17 protein-coding genes and 1 riboswitch are annotated in these 16820 nt (G+C 28.9%); of the genes, 15 read left to right on the top strand and 2 right to left on the bottom strand.

Going from position 1 to position 16820, the window contains the following annotated elements:
• Positions 1 to 91: 91 nt before the first annotated feature.
• The 3 genes from htpG to ACQPUW_RS13520 all read left to right on the top strand — a co-directional run bounded on the left by htpG (position 92) and on the right by ACQPUW_RS13520 (position 4262).
• Positions 92 to 1972 (top strand): molecular chaperone HtpG, encoded by a 1881-nt coding sequence (gene htpG, locus ACQPUW_RS13530; RefSeq protein WP_430838026.1) that lies wholly within the window; start codon positions 92 to 94, stop codon positions 1970 to 1972.
• A gap of 133 nt (positions 1973 to 2105) precedes the next feature.
• Complete coding sequence (locus ACQPUW_RS13525; protein WP_430838025.1) at positions 2106 to 2654, top strand: ferritin family protein; 549 nt, start codon at positions 2106 to 2108, stop codon at positions 2652 to 2654.
• Positions 2655 to 2837: 183 nt separating this feature from the next.
• Entirely contained in the window at positions 2838 to 4262 is a 1425-nt protein-coding gene (locus ACQPUW_RS13520; protein WP_430838024.1) for an MFS transporter, read from the top strand.
• A 71-nt stretch (positions 4263 to 4333) separates the two neighbouring features.
• Here the strand turns inward: ACQPUW_RS13520 and ACQPUW_RS13515 are convergent, their stop codons facing one another.
• Entirely contained in the window at positions 4334 to 5005 is a 672-nt protein-coding gene (locus ACQPUW_RS13515) for a ferric reductase-like transmembrane domain-containing protein (RefSeq protein ID WP_430838023.1), read from the bottom strand.
• Positions 5006 to 5358: 353 nt separating this feature from the next.
• Between ACQPUW_RS13515 and ACQPUW_RS13510 the strand changes: the two genes are divergently transcribed.
• From ACQPUW_RS13510 to ACQPUW_RS13455, 12 genes are all read left to right on the top strand, one after another.
• Positions 5359 to 6858 (top strand): sodium-dependent transporter, encoded by a 1500-nt coding sequence (locus tag ACQPUW_RS13510; RefSeq protein WP_430838022.1) that lies wholly within the window; start codon positions 5359 to 5361, stop codon positions 6856 to 6858.
• Positions 6859 to 6894: 36 nt separating this feature from the next.
• The gene (locus ACQPUW_RS13505; RefSeq protein WP_204593997.1) at positions 6895 to 7014 is read left to right on the top strand and encodes a MetS family NSS transporter small subunit; all 120 of its coding nucleotides are present in this window, start codon (positions 6895 to 6897) and stop codon (positions 7012 to 7014) included.
• A gap of 140 nt (positions 7015 to 7154) precedes the next feature.
• Positions 7155 to 8021, top strand: a complete 867-nt coding sequence (locus tag ACQPUW_RS13500; protein WP_430838021.1) for an NAD(P)-dependent oxidoreductase — start codon at positions 7155 to 7157, stop codon at positions 8019 to 8021.
• Positions 8022 to 8212: 191 nt separating this feature from the next.
• Positions 8213 to 8560 (top strand): cupin domain-containing protein, encoded by a 348-nt coding sequence (locus ACQPUW_RS13495; protein ID WP_430838020.1) that lies wholly within the window; start codon positions 8213 to 8215, stop codon positions 8558 to 8560.
• Positions 8561 to 8803: 243 nt separating this feature from the next.
• Positions 8804 to 9592, top strand: coding sequence for a 7alpha-hydroxysteroid dehydrogenase (gene hdhA, locus ACQPUW_RS13490; RefSeq protein WP_430838019.1), 789 nt, complete (start codon positions 8804 to 8806; stop codon positions 9590 to 9592).
• Between the two features lie 99 nt (positions 9593 to 9691).
• A complete protein-coding gene (locus ACQPUW_RS13485) occupies positions 9692 to 10135 on the top strand; it encodes a MarR family winged helix-turn-helix transcriptional regulator (protein ID WP_430838018.1) in 444 nt (147 codons plus the stop codon).
• A gap of 60 nt (positions 10136 to 10195) precedes the next feature.
• Positions 10196 to 10891: a pirin family protein gene (locus tag ACQPUW_RS13480; RefSeq protein WP_430838017.1), complete on the top strand. Its 696-nt coding sequence runs from the start codon at positions 10196 to 10198 to the stop codon at positions 10889 to 10891.
• A gap of 253 nt (positions 10892 to 11144) precedes the next feature.
• The gene (locus tag ACQPUW_RS13475; protein WP_430838016.1) at positions 11145 to 11609 is read left to right on the top strand and encodes a DUF1097 domain-containing protein; all 465 of its coding nucleotides are present in this window, start codon (positions 11145 to 11147) and stop codon (positions 11607 to 11609) included.
• A 149-nt stretch (positions 11610 to 11758) separates the two neighbouring features.
• A riboswitch (cobalamin riboswitch) is annotated at positions 11759 to 11963 on the top strand.
• 139 nt (positions 11964 to 12102) lie between these two features.
• Positions 12103 to 13143, top strand: a complete 1041-nt coding sequence (locus ACQPUW_RS13470) for an ABC transporter substrate-binding protein (protein WP_430838015.1) — start codon at positions 12103 to 12105, stop codon at positions 13141 to 13143.
• Positions 13144 to 14220: a FecCD family ABC transporter permease gene (locus tag ACQPUW_RS13465; protein ID WP_430838014.1), complete on the top strand. Its 1077-nt coding sequence runs from the start codon at positions 13144 to 13146 to the stop codon at positions 14218 to 14220.
• 5 nt (positions 14221 to 14225) lie between these two features.
• Positions 14226 to 14984 carry an ABC transporter ATP-binding protein gene (locus ACQPUW_RS13460; RefSeq protein ID WP_430838013.1) on the top strand — a complete coding sequence of 253 codons (759 nt, stop codon included), beginning with the start codon at positions 14226 to 14228 and terminating at the stop codon, positions 14982 to 14984.
• 16 nt (positions 14985 to 15000) lie between these two features.
• Positions 15001 to 15327, top strand: a complete 327-nt coding sequence (locus tag ACQPUW_RS13455; protein ID WP_430838012.1) for a CGGC domain-containing protein — start codon at positions 15001 to 15003, stop codon at positions 15325 to 15327.
• Positions 15328 to 15444: 117 nt separating this feature from the next.
• On the opposite strand, the gene ACQPUW_RS13450 is transcribed toward ACQPUW_RS13455, so the two are convergent.
• The gene (locus tag ACQPUW_RS13450; protein ID WP_430838011.1) at positions 15445 to 16770 is read right to left on the bottom strand and encodes an MFS transporter; all 1326 of its coding nucleotides are present in this window, start codon (positions 16768 to 16770) and stop codon (positions 15445 to 15447) included.
• Positions 16771 to 16820: the final 50 nt, after the last annotated feature.

Genomic DNA, 16820 nt, shown 5'->3' with positions numbered 1-16820 from the left:
TCTCGTGGTTAGAGTGCTAATCATAAGGTTTAAATAAATTATTACAATACGTAATAAAATAAATGTTTTTATTATGAAGGGAGAATTTAAGATGGAAAAGAAACAATTTAAAGCAGAATCTAAAAGATTATTAGACCTTATGATTAACTCAATCTATACAAATAGAGAGATATTTTTAAGGGAGCTTATATCTAATGCAAGTGATGCCATTGATAAAATTTACTATAAAGCATTGGTAGATGATTCCATAAAATTTAATAAAGATGACTACTACATTAAGATAACTCCTGATAAAGAAAACAGAACACTAACAATTAGTGATACTGGTATTGGAATGACAAAAGAAGATCTTGAAGATAACCTTGGTGTTATAGCTCAAAGTGGATCACTAAAGTTTAAGAAAGAAAATGAAGTTAATGATGAACATAATATAATAGGACAATTTGGTGTTGGATTCTATTCAGCATTCCTAGTAGCTGATAAAGTTACTGTTATAAGTAAGGCTTTTGGAAGTAATGAAGCTTACAAGTGGGAATCAGAAGGTGAAGATGGATATACAATTGAACCTTGCAGTAAAGATAGTGTAGGTACAGAAGTTATTCTTAAGATAAAAGAAAATTCAGAAGATGAAGATTATGATCAATACTTAAATGAATATAAATTACAAGCAATGATCAAGAAGTATTCAGACTTTATAAGATACCCAATAAAGATGGATGTAACTACTAAAAAACTTAAAGAAGGTAGTGAAGATGAATACGAAGAAGTTAAAGAACTTAAAGTAGTAAACAGTATGGTTCCTATATGGAAAAAGAATAAGAAAGAACTTACTGATGAAGATTATGATAATTTCTATTTAGAAAAACATTATGGATTTGATAAACCTTTAAAACATATTCATATAAGTGTTGATGGTATGATAAGCTATAATGCAATATTATTTATACCAGAAAATACTCCATATGATTTCTACACAAAAGAATATGAAAAAGGATTAGAATTATACTCAAATGGTGTTCTAATAATGAATAAGTGTGGAGATTTATTACCTGATTACTTTGGTTTTGTTAAAGGGGTAGTGGACTCACCAGATTTATCTCTTAATATATCAAGAGAAATGTTACAACATGATAGACAATTAAGACTTATTGCAAAAAATATTAAAAATAAGATAAAAAATGAATTAAAGAACATGCTTAAGAATGAAAGAGAAAAGTATGAAAAATTCTATAAATCATTTGGAAGGCAATTAAAATATGGTGTATATGATGACTTTGGAGCAAATAAAGAAGTGTTACAAGATTTATTAATGTTCTACTCATCAAAAGAAAAGAAATTAGTTACACTAGATGAATATGTAGATAGAATGAAAGAAGATCAAAAATATATCTACTATGCAACTGGAGAATCAAATGAAAGAATTGAAAAACTTCCACAAACAGAAGCGTTATTAGATAAAGGATATGAAGTATTATACTTTACTGAAGATGTAGATGAGTTTGCTATAAAGATGCTTATTAAGTATAAAGATAAAGAATTTAGATCAGTATCTGGCGGAGACTTAGGAATAGAATCAGAAGATAATAAAGAAGTATCAGAAGCAGATGAAAAAGAAAATAAAGAGATCTTTGAAGCTATGAAGGACTTATTAAAGGATAAAGTTACAAGCGTAAAAGAATCAAAGATATTAAAGAATCATCCAGTATGTTTATCAACTATGGGAGAGATAACACTTGAGATGGAAAAAATTCTAAATGCTATGCCTAATAATCCAGGTGTAAAGGCAGATAAGGTATTAGAAATAAATATAAATCATGATGTGTTTAAAGCACTAAAAGATGCATATGAACATGATAAAGATAAATTTAAACTATATACAGATCTATTATATAATCAAGCATTACTTATAGAGGGAATTGATATAAAAGATCCAGTAGATTTTACAAATGCTATATGCAAGTTAATGAAATAAATATAAAAGAGAACTCTAATTAATCAGAGTTCTCTTTTTGCATTTACTGTGTAATTAAAGGGGATATTGTGGAACAAAATTATTAAAATATAAATAAATTAAATATTGTACAAATTTATTAAAGGAGATATTTATGAGTTATACTACAGAGAGACAACCACAAGGTATGGAAAGAAATATAGAAACCTTTTTAAGAGAAGGAATGATAGCAGAGATAGTAGCAATAGATGATTATAGTCATTTTATATCATTAACTGATAATAAAGAAGTAAAGGATATTTTTTATCAAATAATGAAGAGAGAAAAAGTACATTATGGGATGTTTTTAGAAGCTCTTAGAAAGGTAGATAAAGAAGAAGGCGAGATAAAGAAAAGAATCTATTCAGAGGTTAATATATGTTCAAAACAAAAATATAAGGAATCTATTAAAAATGAAAAGGGAGATTTACTTGAAGCTATAAGGGTTTTAATAAAAGGAGAGTTAGAAGCCGTAATACTTTATGAAGCGTTTTTAAAAAGTATAAAAGATCAATCTGTAGTTTGCATAATAAATCAAATTATTAAAGATGAGAAGGAACATGTTGAAGAATTAACTAAAGCCTTAACTACTATTGATGAAGATAGTTATGGGCCAATAAGTGAGGTCGGTCATAGAGGCATGATATATAGAAAAAATAAATAAGATAAGCTACATTTATGTGTAGCTTATCTTATTTGTTTTTAGTAGTAGCATTATAATTAATGGACTAATTGTAAATTAAATAGCCACATAGAGATATTTAAACAATATACATACTAGCGGAGTAAAAAGTTAATAAAGTTCTCTTATAATAAACCTATATTTATATTATAGGAGGGTATTAAAATGAATAAAGCTAATGAAGAAATCAGCTCGCCTAAAAAGTGGAAAATATTAATTTGTGTAGTAACTATGACTTTTATGACGTGTATAGATGGAAGTATTGTAAATGTTGCATTACCAATGATATCTCATGATTTAAATGTAAGTATGGCAGGAGTTCAATGGATTGTTACAAGTTATCTTATGACAATATCAGTACTTATATTATTATGTGGTAGACTTGGAGATATAAAGGGTAAATGCAGTGTTTTTAAAATAGGTATTTTAATATTTACTATTGGTTCACTAATGGGAGGTATATCAAAAACTTTACCATTACTTATAGTTGCAAGAGTAATTCAAGGTACAGGTGCAGCTTGCACTATGGCAAATAGTATGGGAATAATAACAAGTACCTTTGTAAAAGAAGGAAGAGGAAGAGCTATGGGAATAGCGGCAAGCGCAGTAGCTTTAGGTACAATGATAGGACCAGCTCTTGGAGGAATAATAGTTTCATTTAGATGGGATTGTATATTTTATATAAATATACCGATAGGTATAATAAACTTTATAGCATCAAGATTTGTATTAAATGAAGTGCAAAATGATACAAAAGAAAAAATTGATATTAGAGGAACTTTAGTATTTGCTATATTTATAGTATCAATAGTATTATCAGTAACAGAGGGCGAATTTAAAGGATATACAAGTGCACCCATATTACTTGGGTTTTTAATCGCTATAATTTCATTTTCAATATTTATATATCTACAAATGACAGTTAAATCACCAGTTTTAAATCTAAAATTATTTAAGACAAAATTATTTTCTTTAAGTGTGCTTTGTGGATGTATATCATTTATAGGAATAAGTTGTGTATCAATATTATTACCATTTTACTTGCAGGATGTCCTTAAGATGTCGCCATTTGAAACTGGTATGTTTCTTATGATATATCCTATAGCATTAGCTATTGTATCACCATTTAGTGGCTCACTTTCAGATAAGTTAAATGCAGAGCTTATCTCACTAATTGGTATTATACTTTTAACTTTAGGACTATTCTTAATGGGTACAGTTAAAGAAGGAACAAGCATATGGCTTTTAGGAATATATAGTGTAGTTATGGGAGTAGGAAATGGAATATTTAAATCTCCAAATAACTCTTTAGTAATGGCCGAGATTAAAAAAGATGAACTTGGAATAGCTGGAAGCGTAAATTCATTACTTAGAAATTTAGGTATGGTGTTTGGCTACACATTAGCTACAACACTTTTATATGATAGAATGAGTTATAAGATAGGATATCAAGTGGATAACTATATACCAGGAAGAAATGATGTGTTTATATATGGAATGGATTGGGTATTCATAGTTGCAGGGATAATATGTAGTGTTGCGACAATTGTAGCAATAATAAGATATAGAAAGTTTAGTAAAGTTAGTTAAGAATATATTCATTAAAAATAACCTAGTTAAATAGACAATTAGTCTGTTTAGATAGGTTATTTTTATTAGAACTATTTCTTTTTACTAAATGTTTTTACTAACTTTAAAATAAAATAAACACCAAATAAAACTGTATATGTTATTAATTTTAATAAATCTACTTCCTTGCTATTTAATAATGCAAGTAATATATGTACATAAGCTAAAAGATAAAATGGATAAGCAAATCTTTGAAGCTTCTTCCAATCCTGATACTTCATTTTACTTCTAATTTTTTTAAGTGAAGTTATGAATAGTGGAATCATTATAATGAAAGCTATAAGTCCCACAATTAAGTAAATTAAATATAGCGGTTTTATAGGTTGATTAGTAAATAACTTAACTAGAAATCTAACAAAATACATTACACAATGTGGAAGTATAAGGATAGATCCAAGTATAGCTAATTCAGCTCTTATGCTTAATAATTTCTTAGTTATAGACCATCTTGAATTTAATGCACCTGCAAACATTACTAATACAAAAAATGCAATTGCTATATTTCCCTTCATAGAAGTCTTTTCTAAAATAGCTATAGTTCCCTGTAATTTTAAATTGGAAGTTAATCTTAAAATTTCATAAATAGTTGTGGCAATAGCTATTATGGAGGCGATTGAATAAAAAATCTTAGAATGATTTCTAATTGTTTTTGTAAAAAGTAGCGACAAGAGTGTTACTACTATTAATGAATAAATTAAATACATATGAGACCTCTTTTCTTTTTAAATTGATAATCAATATCAGATAAATTTTAATATAACATTATCTTAAAGTCAATGTTTTTTAGGGTGTGAGGTGAATTTAGCTTAATAAGAAGTATAAAAAATGCAAAATAATTACAATTTAATATGAGATAATTATCATATATTCAAAAAATAATTTATGATCTAATAATAAAATGATAACAAAATCATATAATAGATCATACAATATCAATAAAATATCTAAAAAATATATAAATTAATAATAAAATGTTGATTTGATTAATAATTTATAATAATATACATATAAGGAATTTATATGTATTAATTACAAAACATAAAAAGGGGGAATTAAAATGGAGGATAAGAGAGAGGAATGGGGATCTAAAATTGGATTTATACTTGCAGCTGTGGGGTCAGCGGTGGGGCTTGGGAACATATGGAGGTTTCCCTATGTTGCATATGCAAATGGAGGAGGTGCTTTTTTAATTCCATACTTCATTGCTATATTTACAGCAGGAATTCCGCTTTTGATTTTAGAATATGGAATGGGGCATAAATATAAAGGGTCAACTCCTCTAGCTATTGCAAGAGGAAAGAAAAGTTGGGAATGGCTTGGATGGTGGCCAACTATAAGTGCATTTATAATATTAATTTATTATTCAATGATACTTAGCTGGTCAACTAATTACTTAGGTCTTAGTTTTACTAAAGGTTGGGGAAGTGATACAAATACATTTTTCCATAATAATTTCCTAAACTTAAGTAATTCGCCTTTAGAACTTGGGGGAATTGTATGGTATATATTACTTGGAATAGCTTTTGTATGGATAGTAAATTGGTTCATTTGTTATAAGGGAATTAAAGGGGGAATAGAGAAAGCCAATAAGGTACTTTTACCTACGTTAGTTATAATCATGATAATAATTGCAGTTAGATCTGTAAATTTAGAAGGTGCAATGAAAGGGCTTAACACATTATTTACTCCAGATTGGTCAATGGTTATGGAACCAAAGGTATGGATTGCGGCTTATGGACAAGTGTTCTTTTCTCTAAGCTTGGCTATGGGAATAATGATAACTTATTCAAGTTATCTACCAAAAAAGGCAGATATAAATAATAGCGCTTTTATGACTGCATTTGCAAATTGTGGATTTGAATTTTTATCTGCAATAGCAGTATTTGCTATTTTAGGATATATGGCAACAGCTCAAGGGGTCCCAGTAGCAGAAGTTGTATCAAGTGGAGTAGGACTTGCGTTTGTAGTATTTCCACAAGTATTCACAACTATGGGATCAATAGGTACACTACTTGGAACTTTATTTTTCTTATGCTTGATATTTGCTGGAATAACATCATCAGTATCATTGACACAGGCAGTAGCTGCACCTTTCCAAGATAAATTTGGATGGAGTAGAAATAAAGTTGTTACAACAATATGTGTAATAGGATTCTTAATTAGCACGCTTTTTGCAACAGGAGCAGGTTTATACTTATTAGATATAATAGACAACTTTATAAATAACTATGGAATAGTTGTAGTTGGATTATTAGAGGTTATTTTAATTGGATGGATAATCACTCCAGAGAAGATTCGTGTTCATACTAATGGAGTTTCTTATTTTAGCATAGGAAAGTGGTGGGATATAGTAGTTAAGTATGTTACACCATCTATCTTAATATTTATGCTAGTTCAAAGCGTTCTTACAGAAATCAAAACACCTTATGGAGGATATAATTTATCAGAACTTTTATTGTATGGATGGAGTGTAATAGCTTTTGGAATAATTACTGCATTAATACTTTCAAAGAAACCTTGGAAGGATAAGCAAATTGAAGATTATATATCAGAATAATATAAGTTTTAACTTAGCAAAAGGGGGAATATATTTATGACAACAGCGGCTTTAGTATTATTTGCATTAGGCTCAACAGTATTATGGGGAGGATTAATTTTAACTATAGGAATATTTTTTCATAATGAGAAGAAAGATAGAGAAGAACTAGTTTAAACTACACCAGTTTATATAAATAGATTCAAGATAATTTTAGGGAAATCTTGAATCTATTTTTTATATGCCAAATTATATATTTTTATAATGATATAATAAGAAGTAATTAGTACGATATTTTATTTTGGGGAGGGATATAAATGAAAAAGATAGGATTCATTGGTGTAGGTGTAATGGGAAAATCTATGGTAAGAAATCTAGTTAAGAATGGATTTGATGTATCAATTTATACACGCACAAAAAGTAAAGTATTAGATTTAATAGAAGAAGGTATAACCTGGTGTAATGATGTTAAAAGTTGTGCTAAAGATAAGGATATAGTAATAACTATTGTCGGATATCCAAAGGATGTAGAGGAAGTTTACTTTGGTGAAGATGGAATAATAGAAAATGCAAAAGAAGGAGCATATTTAATAGATATGACAACAACAAGTCCAAAGTTATCTATTAGGATTTATGATGAAGCAAAGAAAAGAAATATTTTCGCTTTAGATGCACCAGTTTCAGGTGGGGATGTTGGAGCTAAAAATGCTACATTATCAATTATGGTTGGTGGAGACAGGGATGCTTTTGAAGAATGTTTAGAGATTTTTAAAAGTATTGGAACTAACATAATATATGAAGGTGGAGCTGGAAGTGGACAACATACCAAAATGGCAAATCAAATAGCATTAGGTGGTGCTATAGCTGGAGTATGCGAAGCTATAACATATTCTAAAAAGGTTGGACTTGATGTAGAAAAAATGCTAGATAGTATTAGTAAAGGTGCTGCTGGAAGCTGGCAAATGAGTAACATGGCACCAAGAATGCTTAAAGGAGATTTTGATCCAGGATTCTTTATAAAACATTATATAAAGGATATGAAAATTGCAGATGATGAAGCAAAAGATGTTAACTTAGAGTTAGATATTCTAGATGATGTATTAAAAATGTATGAAAAGCTTCAAGATGAAGGCATGGGGGATTTAGGAACACAAGCATTAATAAAATATTATGAAAATAAATAAAAATTATATATTTTTAAATTAGAAAAATGATAAAGTAGAAATTAATTGTTTCAAAGTATAGGTATAAGCTAATTAGCTCCTGTAAAATATAAATTTTAACTATAAATATATGAATAATATAACTGACTTAAGAGAAAAACTAGGTATATATAAATTAGTAAAATATTATATTTAGAAGGAGATTTTATACTATGGAAGTTATAAAAAAACACTTATTAGATGGTACTTTAGAGCAATTTGGTGGAGATGTTGTACCTAAGATACCAGTTTTTACAGGGGAGGATATAACATCAGAGGTATACTACTTTAAACCTAATCAAATATTAAGATCTCATAGACATCCTAAAGGTGAGCAAATCTTTGTATTTTTAAAGGGTGAAGGAAAAATGTTAGTTGGGGATAAATCACATAATGTAGATCCAGGTTCAATTGTTTTTGTAAAAACAGGTGAATGGCATGAAATAATAAATGGAACTACTGAAGAAATGGTTGCAGTCCAAGTAACAAAGGTTGATGCAGGTGCAGAATATAGACAATAAAAGTAATTAATAGAATAGCTTAGAATATAATTTAAAGAGGGCAGAAATGCCCTTTTTATATATTAAGAAAGTTTTCTAATATGTAATAGATATTTAATAGTAATAGCATTGATTATATAGATATAGAGTGCTAAATTGAGGATATAATTAGAAATAAATAGTATGCTTAGTGAATATAATCATGATATATTAAATGTTATTTTTATTGAGCATAGTATAGATAGTACATGGAGGTATTGAGTTATGGGAAAATTAGAAAATAAGGTTGCATTAGTTACATCATCAACAAAGGGGATAGGCTTAGCATCTGCTGCTGCTTTAGCAGAAGAAGGAGCATTAGTATATATTGCAGCTAGATCAGAGGAACTTGCAAATGAAGTTATTGCAAATATAACTAAGAGAGGTTATAAAGCAAAGTTTGTACATTTTAATGCAAGAGAAGTAGATACTTATACTACGATGATAGATACAGTTATAAACAATGAAGGAAGATTAGATATATTAGTAAATAATTATGGTAGCACTAATGTTAAGTTTGATAAAAATCTTGTAGATGGAGATACAGATGAATTCTTTAAAATATTACAAGATAATATACAAAGTGTATATTTACCATGTAAAGCAGCCGTTCCACATATGATTAAAAATGGTGGAGGAAGTATAATTAATATATCATCAATAGGTTCTGTAGTTCCAGATTTATCTAGAATGGCTTATTGTGTATCAAAAGCTGCTATAAACTCATTAACACAAAATATAGCAACACAATATGCTAAGCAAAATGTAAGATGTAATGCTATATTGCCAGGACTTATTGGAACTAAAGCTGCTTTAGAAAATATGACTGAGGAATTTAGAACTTCATTTGTAAGACATGTACCACTTAATAGAGTCGGTAAACCAGATGATATAGCAAAGGCAGTGGTATTCTTTGCTAGTGATGATTCATCATTTATAACAGGAGATCTTATGGAGATTGCAGGAGGTTTTGGAATGCCAACACCTCAATACGCTGAATTTATGGGAAAATAAAAAATTATTATAATAAAGAGAAGGTATTAATAGATTGTATTAATACCTTCTTTTAAAATTATATTTGACAATATCACTAACTAGTGATAAATTTAAATCATGGATAATAAATTTGTAACAGATAAAGAAACAAGATTAAGTTTAGCAAGTTTAATTGCACTAAGTAGGGCTGATCAAAAGGTAGATAAATTATCATATGAAACTATAAGACCTTCTGGATTAACTACATCACAATTTGCAGTTTTAGAGGTTCTATATAGTAAAGGAGACCTTAAGATATGCCAAATTATAGACAGTATACTTACTACATCAGGTAATATAACTGTTATAATTAAAAATCTAGAAAAGGAAGGTTTTATTAAAAAACTAAAAGACCCTGAAGATAGTAGGGCAGTTTTAATAAGTTTAACAGAGAAAGGTAAAGAGATAATAGAGAGTGTTCTTCCAAAGCATTTTGAAAACATAAAGAATATATTTAGTGTATTGGATGAAGATGAGAAAGAACAGTTAATTAAAATATTAAGTAAGATTAGAAAACTATAAATTTTTTTATAAATATATCACTAATTAGTGATAAATATAGTTATAAAAGGAGAGATTATTATGATTAGACATTTAGAAAATAAAAATATGGGAAAAAGTAATTTAGGATGGCTTAAAAGTTCATTTCACTTTTCATTTGCAGAATATTTTAATATAGACAATATGCATTTTGGGCCACTTAGAGTGTTAAATGATGATTTAATAGAACCAGGAACAGGCTTTGGCACACATCCACATGAAAATATGGAGATTGTAACTTATATAGTATCAGGAGAATTAACTCATGGAGATAGCATGGGTAATAAGAGAACTCTATCAAGAGGAAACATGCAATATATGAGTGCTGGAACAGGGGTATATCATAGTGAGCATAATTTGTCAGATGATATGTTAAGGCTTCTTCAAATATGGATAATTCCAGATAAGCAAGGCTTAAAACCACAATATGGCGACTTTGAATTTAATTTTGATGATAGAAGAAATAAATTCCTACACATGGTTTCATCTATGAAAGGTAATGCGCCTATAAAAATAAACCAAGATGTCAATATCTATACTTTATTTTTAGAAAAAGAAAAGGAAATAGATTTTAAAGTTGAAGCAGGAAGACAAGCATATCTTGTGCAAATAGAAGGAGATTCTATAATAAATAGTATAGAAATAAATGAAAAAGATGCTATGGAAATTATAGAAGAAGATATATCTATAGATGCAAAAACAGATTCACATTTTATAGTAATTGAAATGAAAAAATAATATATATTAATTTGTATAAAATTAAAGGCGAAGGTTAAAATATTTTAATTCAAACAGCTTGCTTTTAATTGAATTAATTGAATTATATGCAATAAGTCCTAGAAGTTAATATAGGACTTATTTTTTTTATGTTATTTTTATAAAGTTTAAATTAAATTATAAAAATATGATATAATTTCGAGTGAACGATTAAACTAAAAGATAGAGTTATTTAATTTGGATTTATAATTTTTATAAACACAGGAGGAATAATATGGATTTGATGACGGCAGTAGCCATAAGCGTAGGTATATTGTCTGGTGTGTGGGCATTTGTTAGTGATGTTTTTGGTCTTATAACATGGGTTGGATTTATAGGATTTACAAGTTATTTTGCATCAGGTGGAAAATTCGTAGGACTTAAGAAATCTATTTTTGCAAATATTTCAGGAGTAATTTGGGCAATGTGTGTAATACTTGGATCAAGTTATCTTTCAGGTTCAATTTGGTCATATGTACTTACAGGATTTTTTTCATTTATAATGTGTATTCAATCAAAGACAAGACCTTTAGAATTTATACCAGGAGCATTCTTAGGTGCATGTAGTACCTTTGGAACTGGAGGAAACTGGAGCGTAGTTATAATTTCATTAATCCTTGGAGGAATTTTTGGACATATATCAGATATTTTAGGATTACTTTTCTATGGAAAGTTTGGAAAAAGAAATAAAGAATTATAGAAATATTTTTATACATATAAAATGTGGTTAATATATTCATATTAAATGAGGCAAATATGTCCATTGACATTAAGATTTAATATATGTTAACATGAATCAAAAGATTGACAAATTAATATAAAATTAGAGTAGTTTCTACATGGAATATTCTAAAATTATAAAAGATAGGTTCAAGTATATATTTATAAAATATATACATTGATTAAAAGGGAAGTAATGGGTGAAACTCCCACACGGTCCCGCCGCTGTAATAGAGTAGTTTTCTAAATATTATGCCACTATGTAATTATGGGAAGGCCTTTTAGAGAATGATGATACTTAAGTCAGAAGACCTGCCTACTTTCGAAGCATCTCTACGGAGGATAGAGAGAGGTCATTTTTTATACTAAGTATTTTTATTTGTATACTTATGACTCTTTAACTATGAGTAGTTAAAGAGTCTTTTTAATTTTAAATAAATATAAAAACTTAAGGTATGGAAGGAAGAACGTAAATGAAAAATAAGGGATTAAAAAAATTAATGTTAGTCTTTATGGCTGTAGCTTTAACAATGTCATTAGTAGCTTGTGGAGGAAGTGGTAAGACTGAGAAGGCAAAAGAAGATAATAAAACTTCTGAAAGTAAAAGCAATGAAGGTTCTCACTACCCAGTTACAATAACAACATATGATTATGCAGGAAATGAAATAAAAGAAACTTTTGATAAAGCACCAGAGAGAGTAGTAACTACAAATCAAACAGCTACTGAACTTATGCTTGATTTAGGGTTAGGTGATAAGTTAGTTGGGACTTGCTATCTTGATAATCCAATATTAGATAGATTGAAAGATCAGTACAGCAAAGTAAAGGTTTTATCAGATAAATATCCTACAAAAGAGCAAGTTTTAGCACTTAAGCCAGATTTAATATTTGGATGGAAAAGTGTCTTTGCACCTAAAGTATTAGGAGATGTTAATGAATGGCATGATAGAGGTGTTAATACTCTTGTTCAAAGAAATACAGTAAAAACTGTTGGGAATTTCACTGTAGATAATTTATATAAAGATATAAATGATATAGGGTTAATATTTAATATACAAGATAAGACAAATGAATATGTAAAGAATTTAAAAGATAGATTAAAAACTATAGAAGATAAAACTTCTAAATTAAAGGATAAAAAGAAAGTTTTAATATTAGAAGAGAGTAAAGAAGGACAATTTAGAGTATATGGAAAAAATGATTTAGTTAGTGACATGGTAGAAAAAGCAGGGGCAGTTAACATTGAAGATAAGTCAGGAACTATTAGTACAGAAGGAATAGTAGCTGCAAATCCAGATGCTATTATATATATCCATTTTGGAGATGGAAAAGATAGTAATAGTAAAGAACTTACAAAGGTATTTACTGATAATAAAGCACTTAAAAATGTAACTGCAGTTAAAGATAATAATATAGTTGTAACAGGTCTTGCAGAAACATGGGCAGGTGGAGTAAGAGTAGTTGATGCTATAGAGCAATACTCTAAAGAATTATATCCTGAGCTTTATAAATAAATGAGTGAGAGATGGTTTAAAGTGAATTTGTTTAAGAAGAATTTTTTAATATTAATAGGGTTAGTTTTTATACTTTTAGTAACTATAATACTAGCAGTTTCTATTGGATCCGTTAAAATACCGGCTGGAGATGTTTATACAATAATCACGCATAAAATTTTAGGTATTCAAGGTTTAGAAAGTAGCATAGATTCATCTTTTATTGATATTGTATGGCAAATAAGATTGCCAAGAGTTTTACTTGGTGTAATTGTTGGTATGGGCCTTGCATTATGTGGAGTTGTTATGCAAGGAACTGTTCAGAATCCATTAGCAGATCCATATATACTTGGAATATCATCAGGGGGAACTCTTGGTGCTACATTTGCTATGCTTATGGCTTCAAGTGTAACAACTATATCAAGCAACTATTTTTCAGTATCATTTTCTGCATTTTTAGGAGCTTTGATTGCAGCAATTATGGTATTTAGGCTTTCAAGTATAGGAGGAAGGATTACTCCAGTTAAACTGATTTTATCTGGAATAGTAGTTAATCTTATATGTACAGCATTTTCTAGCCTAATGATATATATGACTAATGATAATGGAGAGGTACGTATCGCTACAGAATGGACTATGGGAAGTTTAACAAGTGCTAAATGGGAAAATCTTTTAGTACCTTTTATAGTAGTAGCTCTTGGTACATTGTTTTTTATAACTCAATCTAGGGTGATGAATACAATGCTTCTAGGAGATGAAGCTGCTATAACACTTGGAATAGACCTTCATAAGTATAGAAAGATTTATCTTGTTGTAGTTTCAATTATTACAGGAGTTTTAGTTGCTAGTTGTGGTATTATCGGCTTTATTGGACTTGTAATTCCACATATTACAAGAAGCTTAGTTGGAACTGATCATAAGATAAATTTACCTGTATCTATGCTAATTGGAGCAATATTCTTAACTTGGGCTGATGTTCTAGCTAGAATAATACTAAAGAATATGGAGATGCCAATAGGAATAATAACAGCTATAATAGGGGCACCGTTCTTTATGTATATAATGATAAAACGTACTTATACTTTTGGAGAGAGGTAACCCTTATGAAATTAAATACAGAAAATTTAAATGTAGAATTAGATGGAAAATCTATAGTGAAAGATGTATCTATTGATATAGAAAAAGGGAAATTTGTTGGAGTTATAGGTCCTAATGGAAGCGGAAAATCAACTCTTTTAAAGACTATTTATAGAATATATAAACCAAAATCAGGTGTTATGTATCTTAATGGAAGAGATTTATCTAAGATGTCTCCTAAAAATGTAGCAAAAGAGCTTGGTGTATTAGGACAATTTAATAATATATCCTTTGATATAAAGGTTAAAGACATAGTACTTATGGGAAGAACGCCGCACAAAAACTTCTTAGAAAGTGACTCATCTGATGATTATAAAATTGTTAGAGATTCATTAGAGAAGGTAAATATGTTAGAATACTATGAGAGAAGTTTTTCTAGTCTATCAGGAGGAGAAAAACAAAGGGTTCTTTTAGCACGTGTACTAGCACAAAAGGTAGATTTACTTATATTAGATGAACCTACTAATCATTTAGATATAAAGTATCAGCTTCAGATATTAAATGTTGTAAAATCATTAGGAATTACAGTCGTTGTAGCACTTCATGATTTGAATTTGGCTACAGCTTATTGTGATAAACTATATGTTATGCATGATGGACGAATTGTAAGTAATGGTAAACCTGATGAAATTCTTACAGTGGATTTGATAAAACAAGTATATGAGGTAGATGCTGTTATACATAATGAAAGTAACCCTATATATATAACTTTCAAAATAAATTAAACAAAGGAATGATAATATGGCTATAGCAGTAATGGCTTGCAGAAAAATGACGAGCAGGTGTTCAGGAACTGGATGTTTTAAAGCATACAACAGCTCCACAGATGCATTTGAAGTATATGGAGATAATAGAGAGGATTTAAGTAGCTTCTTCTATTGCTCAGGATGTAGTGACACTATGACAAAGGATGAGAATTGGAGTCATAAGATAGCTCAGCTTAAAAAGAATAATGTAAAAACTATTCATATATCAAGATGTATAAATGTTAACTGTGATAATTATGATAGACATGAAAAGATATTAAAAAAAGAAGGATTTGAAGTTGTTCACGGAACACATAAATAGATAGGATTAAAATTATATAAAAACACAAGCCATATTAAATTTAATATGGCTTGTATTTTTATTATATTGGTTCAATACAATAAGTGAGAAGTTATTTATTTATATTTAAAACTAAAATTAGTTTTCTTCATTGGCTGTTTTCTTTATATTTAAAGTTAATGATAATAGAATTAATGCAATTACAGCACCAATTATTATAAAGATAAATGCACCATTCCATCCGAATGTATCTGCTATAAATCCAATAACTAAGTCAGCCATAAGTTCTCCTAAAAGGTATGCACAAAGACCTGATAGACCAACTGCTGCACCAACTGCAAAGTTTGGAACTATATCTATTAGGCTCATACCGATTAAAAGTTGAGGTCCATAGATAAAGCAACCTATTATAGCTACAGATATCATTGTTACCATATAACTAGAAGTTGTCCAATAAGCTACTACTGCAAATATAACACCTATCATACATAATATACTTAAAGGAGCACGCTTACCTTTAAATAATACATCTGAAAGCCATCCAAGTAGTATTGATGCTGGGATAGCGGCATATTCAAATAAGAACATTGCCCAGTTAGAATCTGCAACAGAGAAGTTTTTTGCTTCTTGAAGATATATTGGAATCCAGTTAACTACACCTTGTCTAATTAAATAAACAAATATATTAGCTAAACATAAATACCAAACATATTTATTTGTTAAAACATATTTAACTACTATTTCTTTTGTAGTTAAATTGATAGGTTCTTTTACTTTAATTTCAGGATAATCATTTCTATATTCTTCAATAGGAGGTAATCCTACTGATTCAGGAGTATCAGCTCCAACAAAGAATACAAATATAGCAATAATAATACAAATTGCAGCAGGAACAAAGAATATGCTTTTAAAGTTATTAGCTCCAAATATAAATAGTGATAAAGTAGCTAAAGGAGCTATAAGTCCTCCACCAACATTATGAGATGTATTCCATATTCCCATTTTAAGACCTCTCTCATTTTGAGAGAACCATTTACCGATTATTATTGAACATGGAGGTGCACCCATAGCTTGGAATAATCCATTAATAATCATAAGGATTAAGAATGCCCAAACTCCGCTTGCAAATCCCATGAATATACTAACTATTGATGATGCTAAGAGACCAAAACCAAGAAAATACTTAACATTTGATCTATCTGCTAAACTACCTAAAACAAATTTACCAAGACCATAAGCAACAGCAAGTCCAGTACTTATTAATCCTATATCTGTTTTAGAAAAATGATAATTATTAATTAAAAATGGTGATGCTATTGCAAAGTTTTTTCTTACTAGATAATAACCTGCATATCCGACAAACATCATAAGGAACATACGAGTACGATAAGCTTTATAAGCTGAAGGTATTCTTTCTTTTGGCAACCTTGGTATAGCTGGTGCCGGTTTAAAAAAATTAAACATTTATAAGTCCTCCTTAGAAAAGTATCAATATAAATTGATTACGTTTTCTG

This window comes from Clostridium sardiniense (genome assembly GCF_050584765.1).
Lineage (GTDB): Bacteria > Bacillota > Clostridia > Clostridiales > Clostridiaceae > Clostridium > Clostridium sardiniense_A.
Note: the sequence above shows the minus strand (reverse complement) of the source record. Positions and strands in the feature narration are given on the sequence as shown.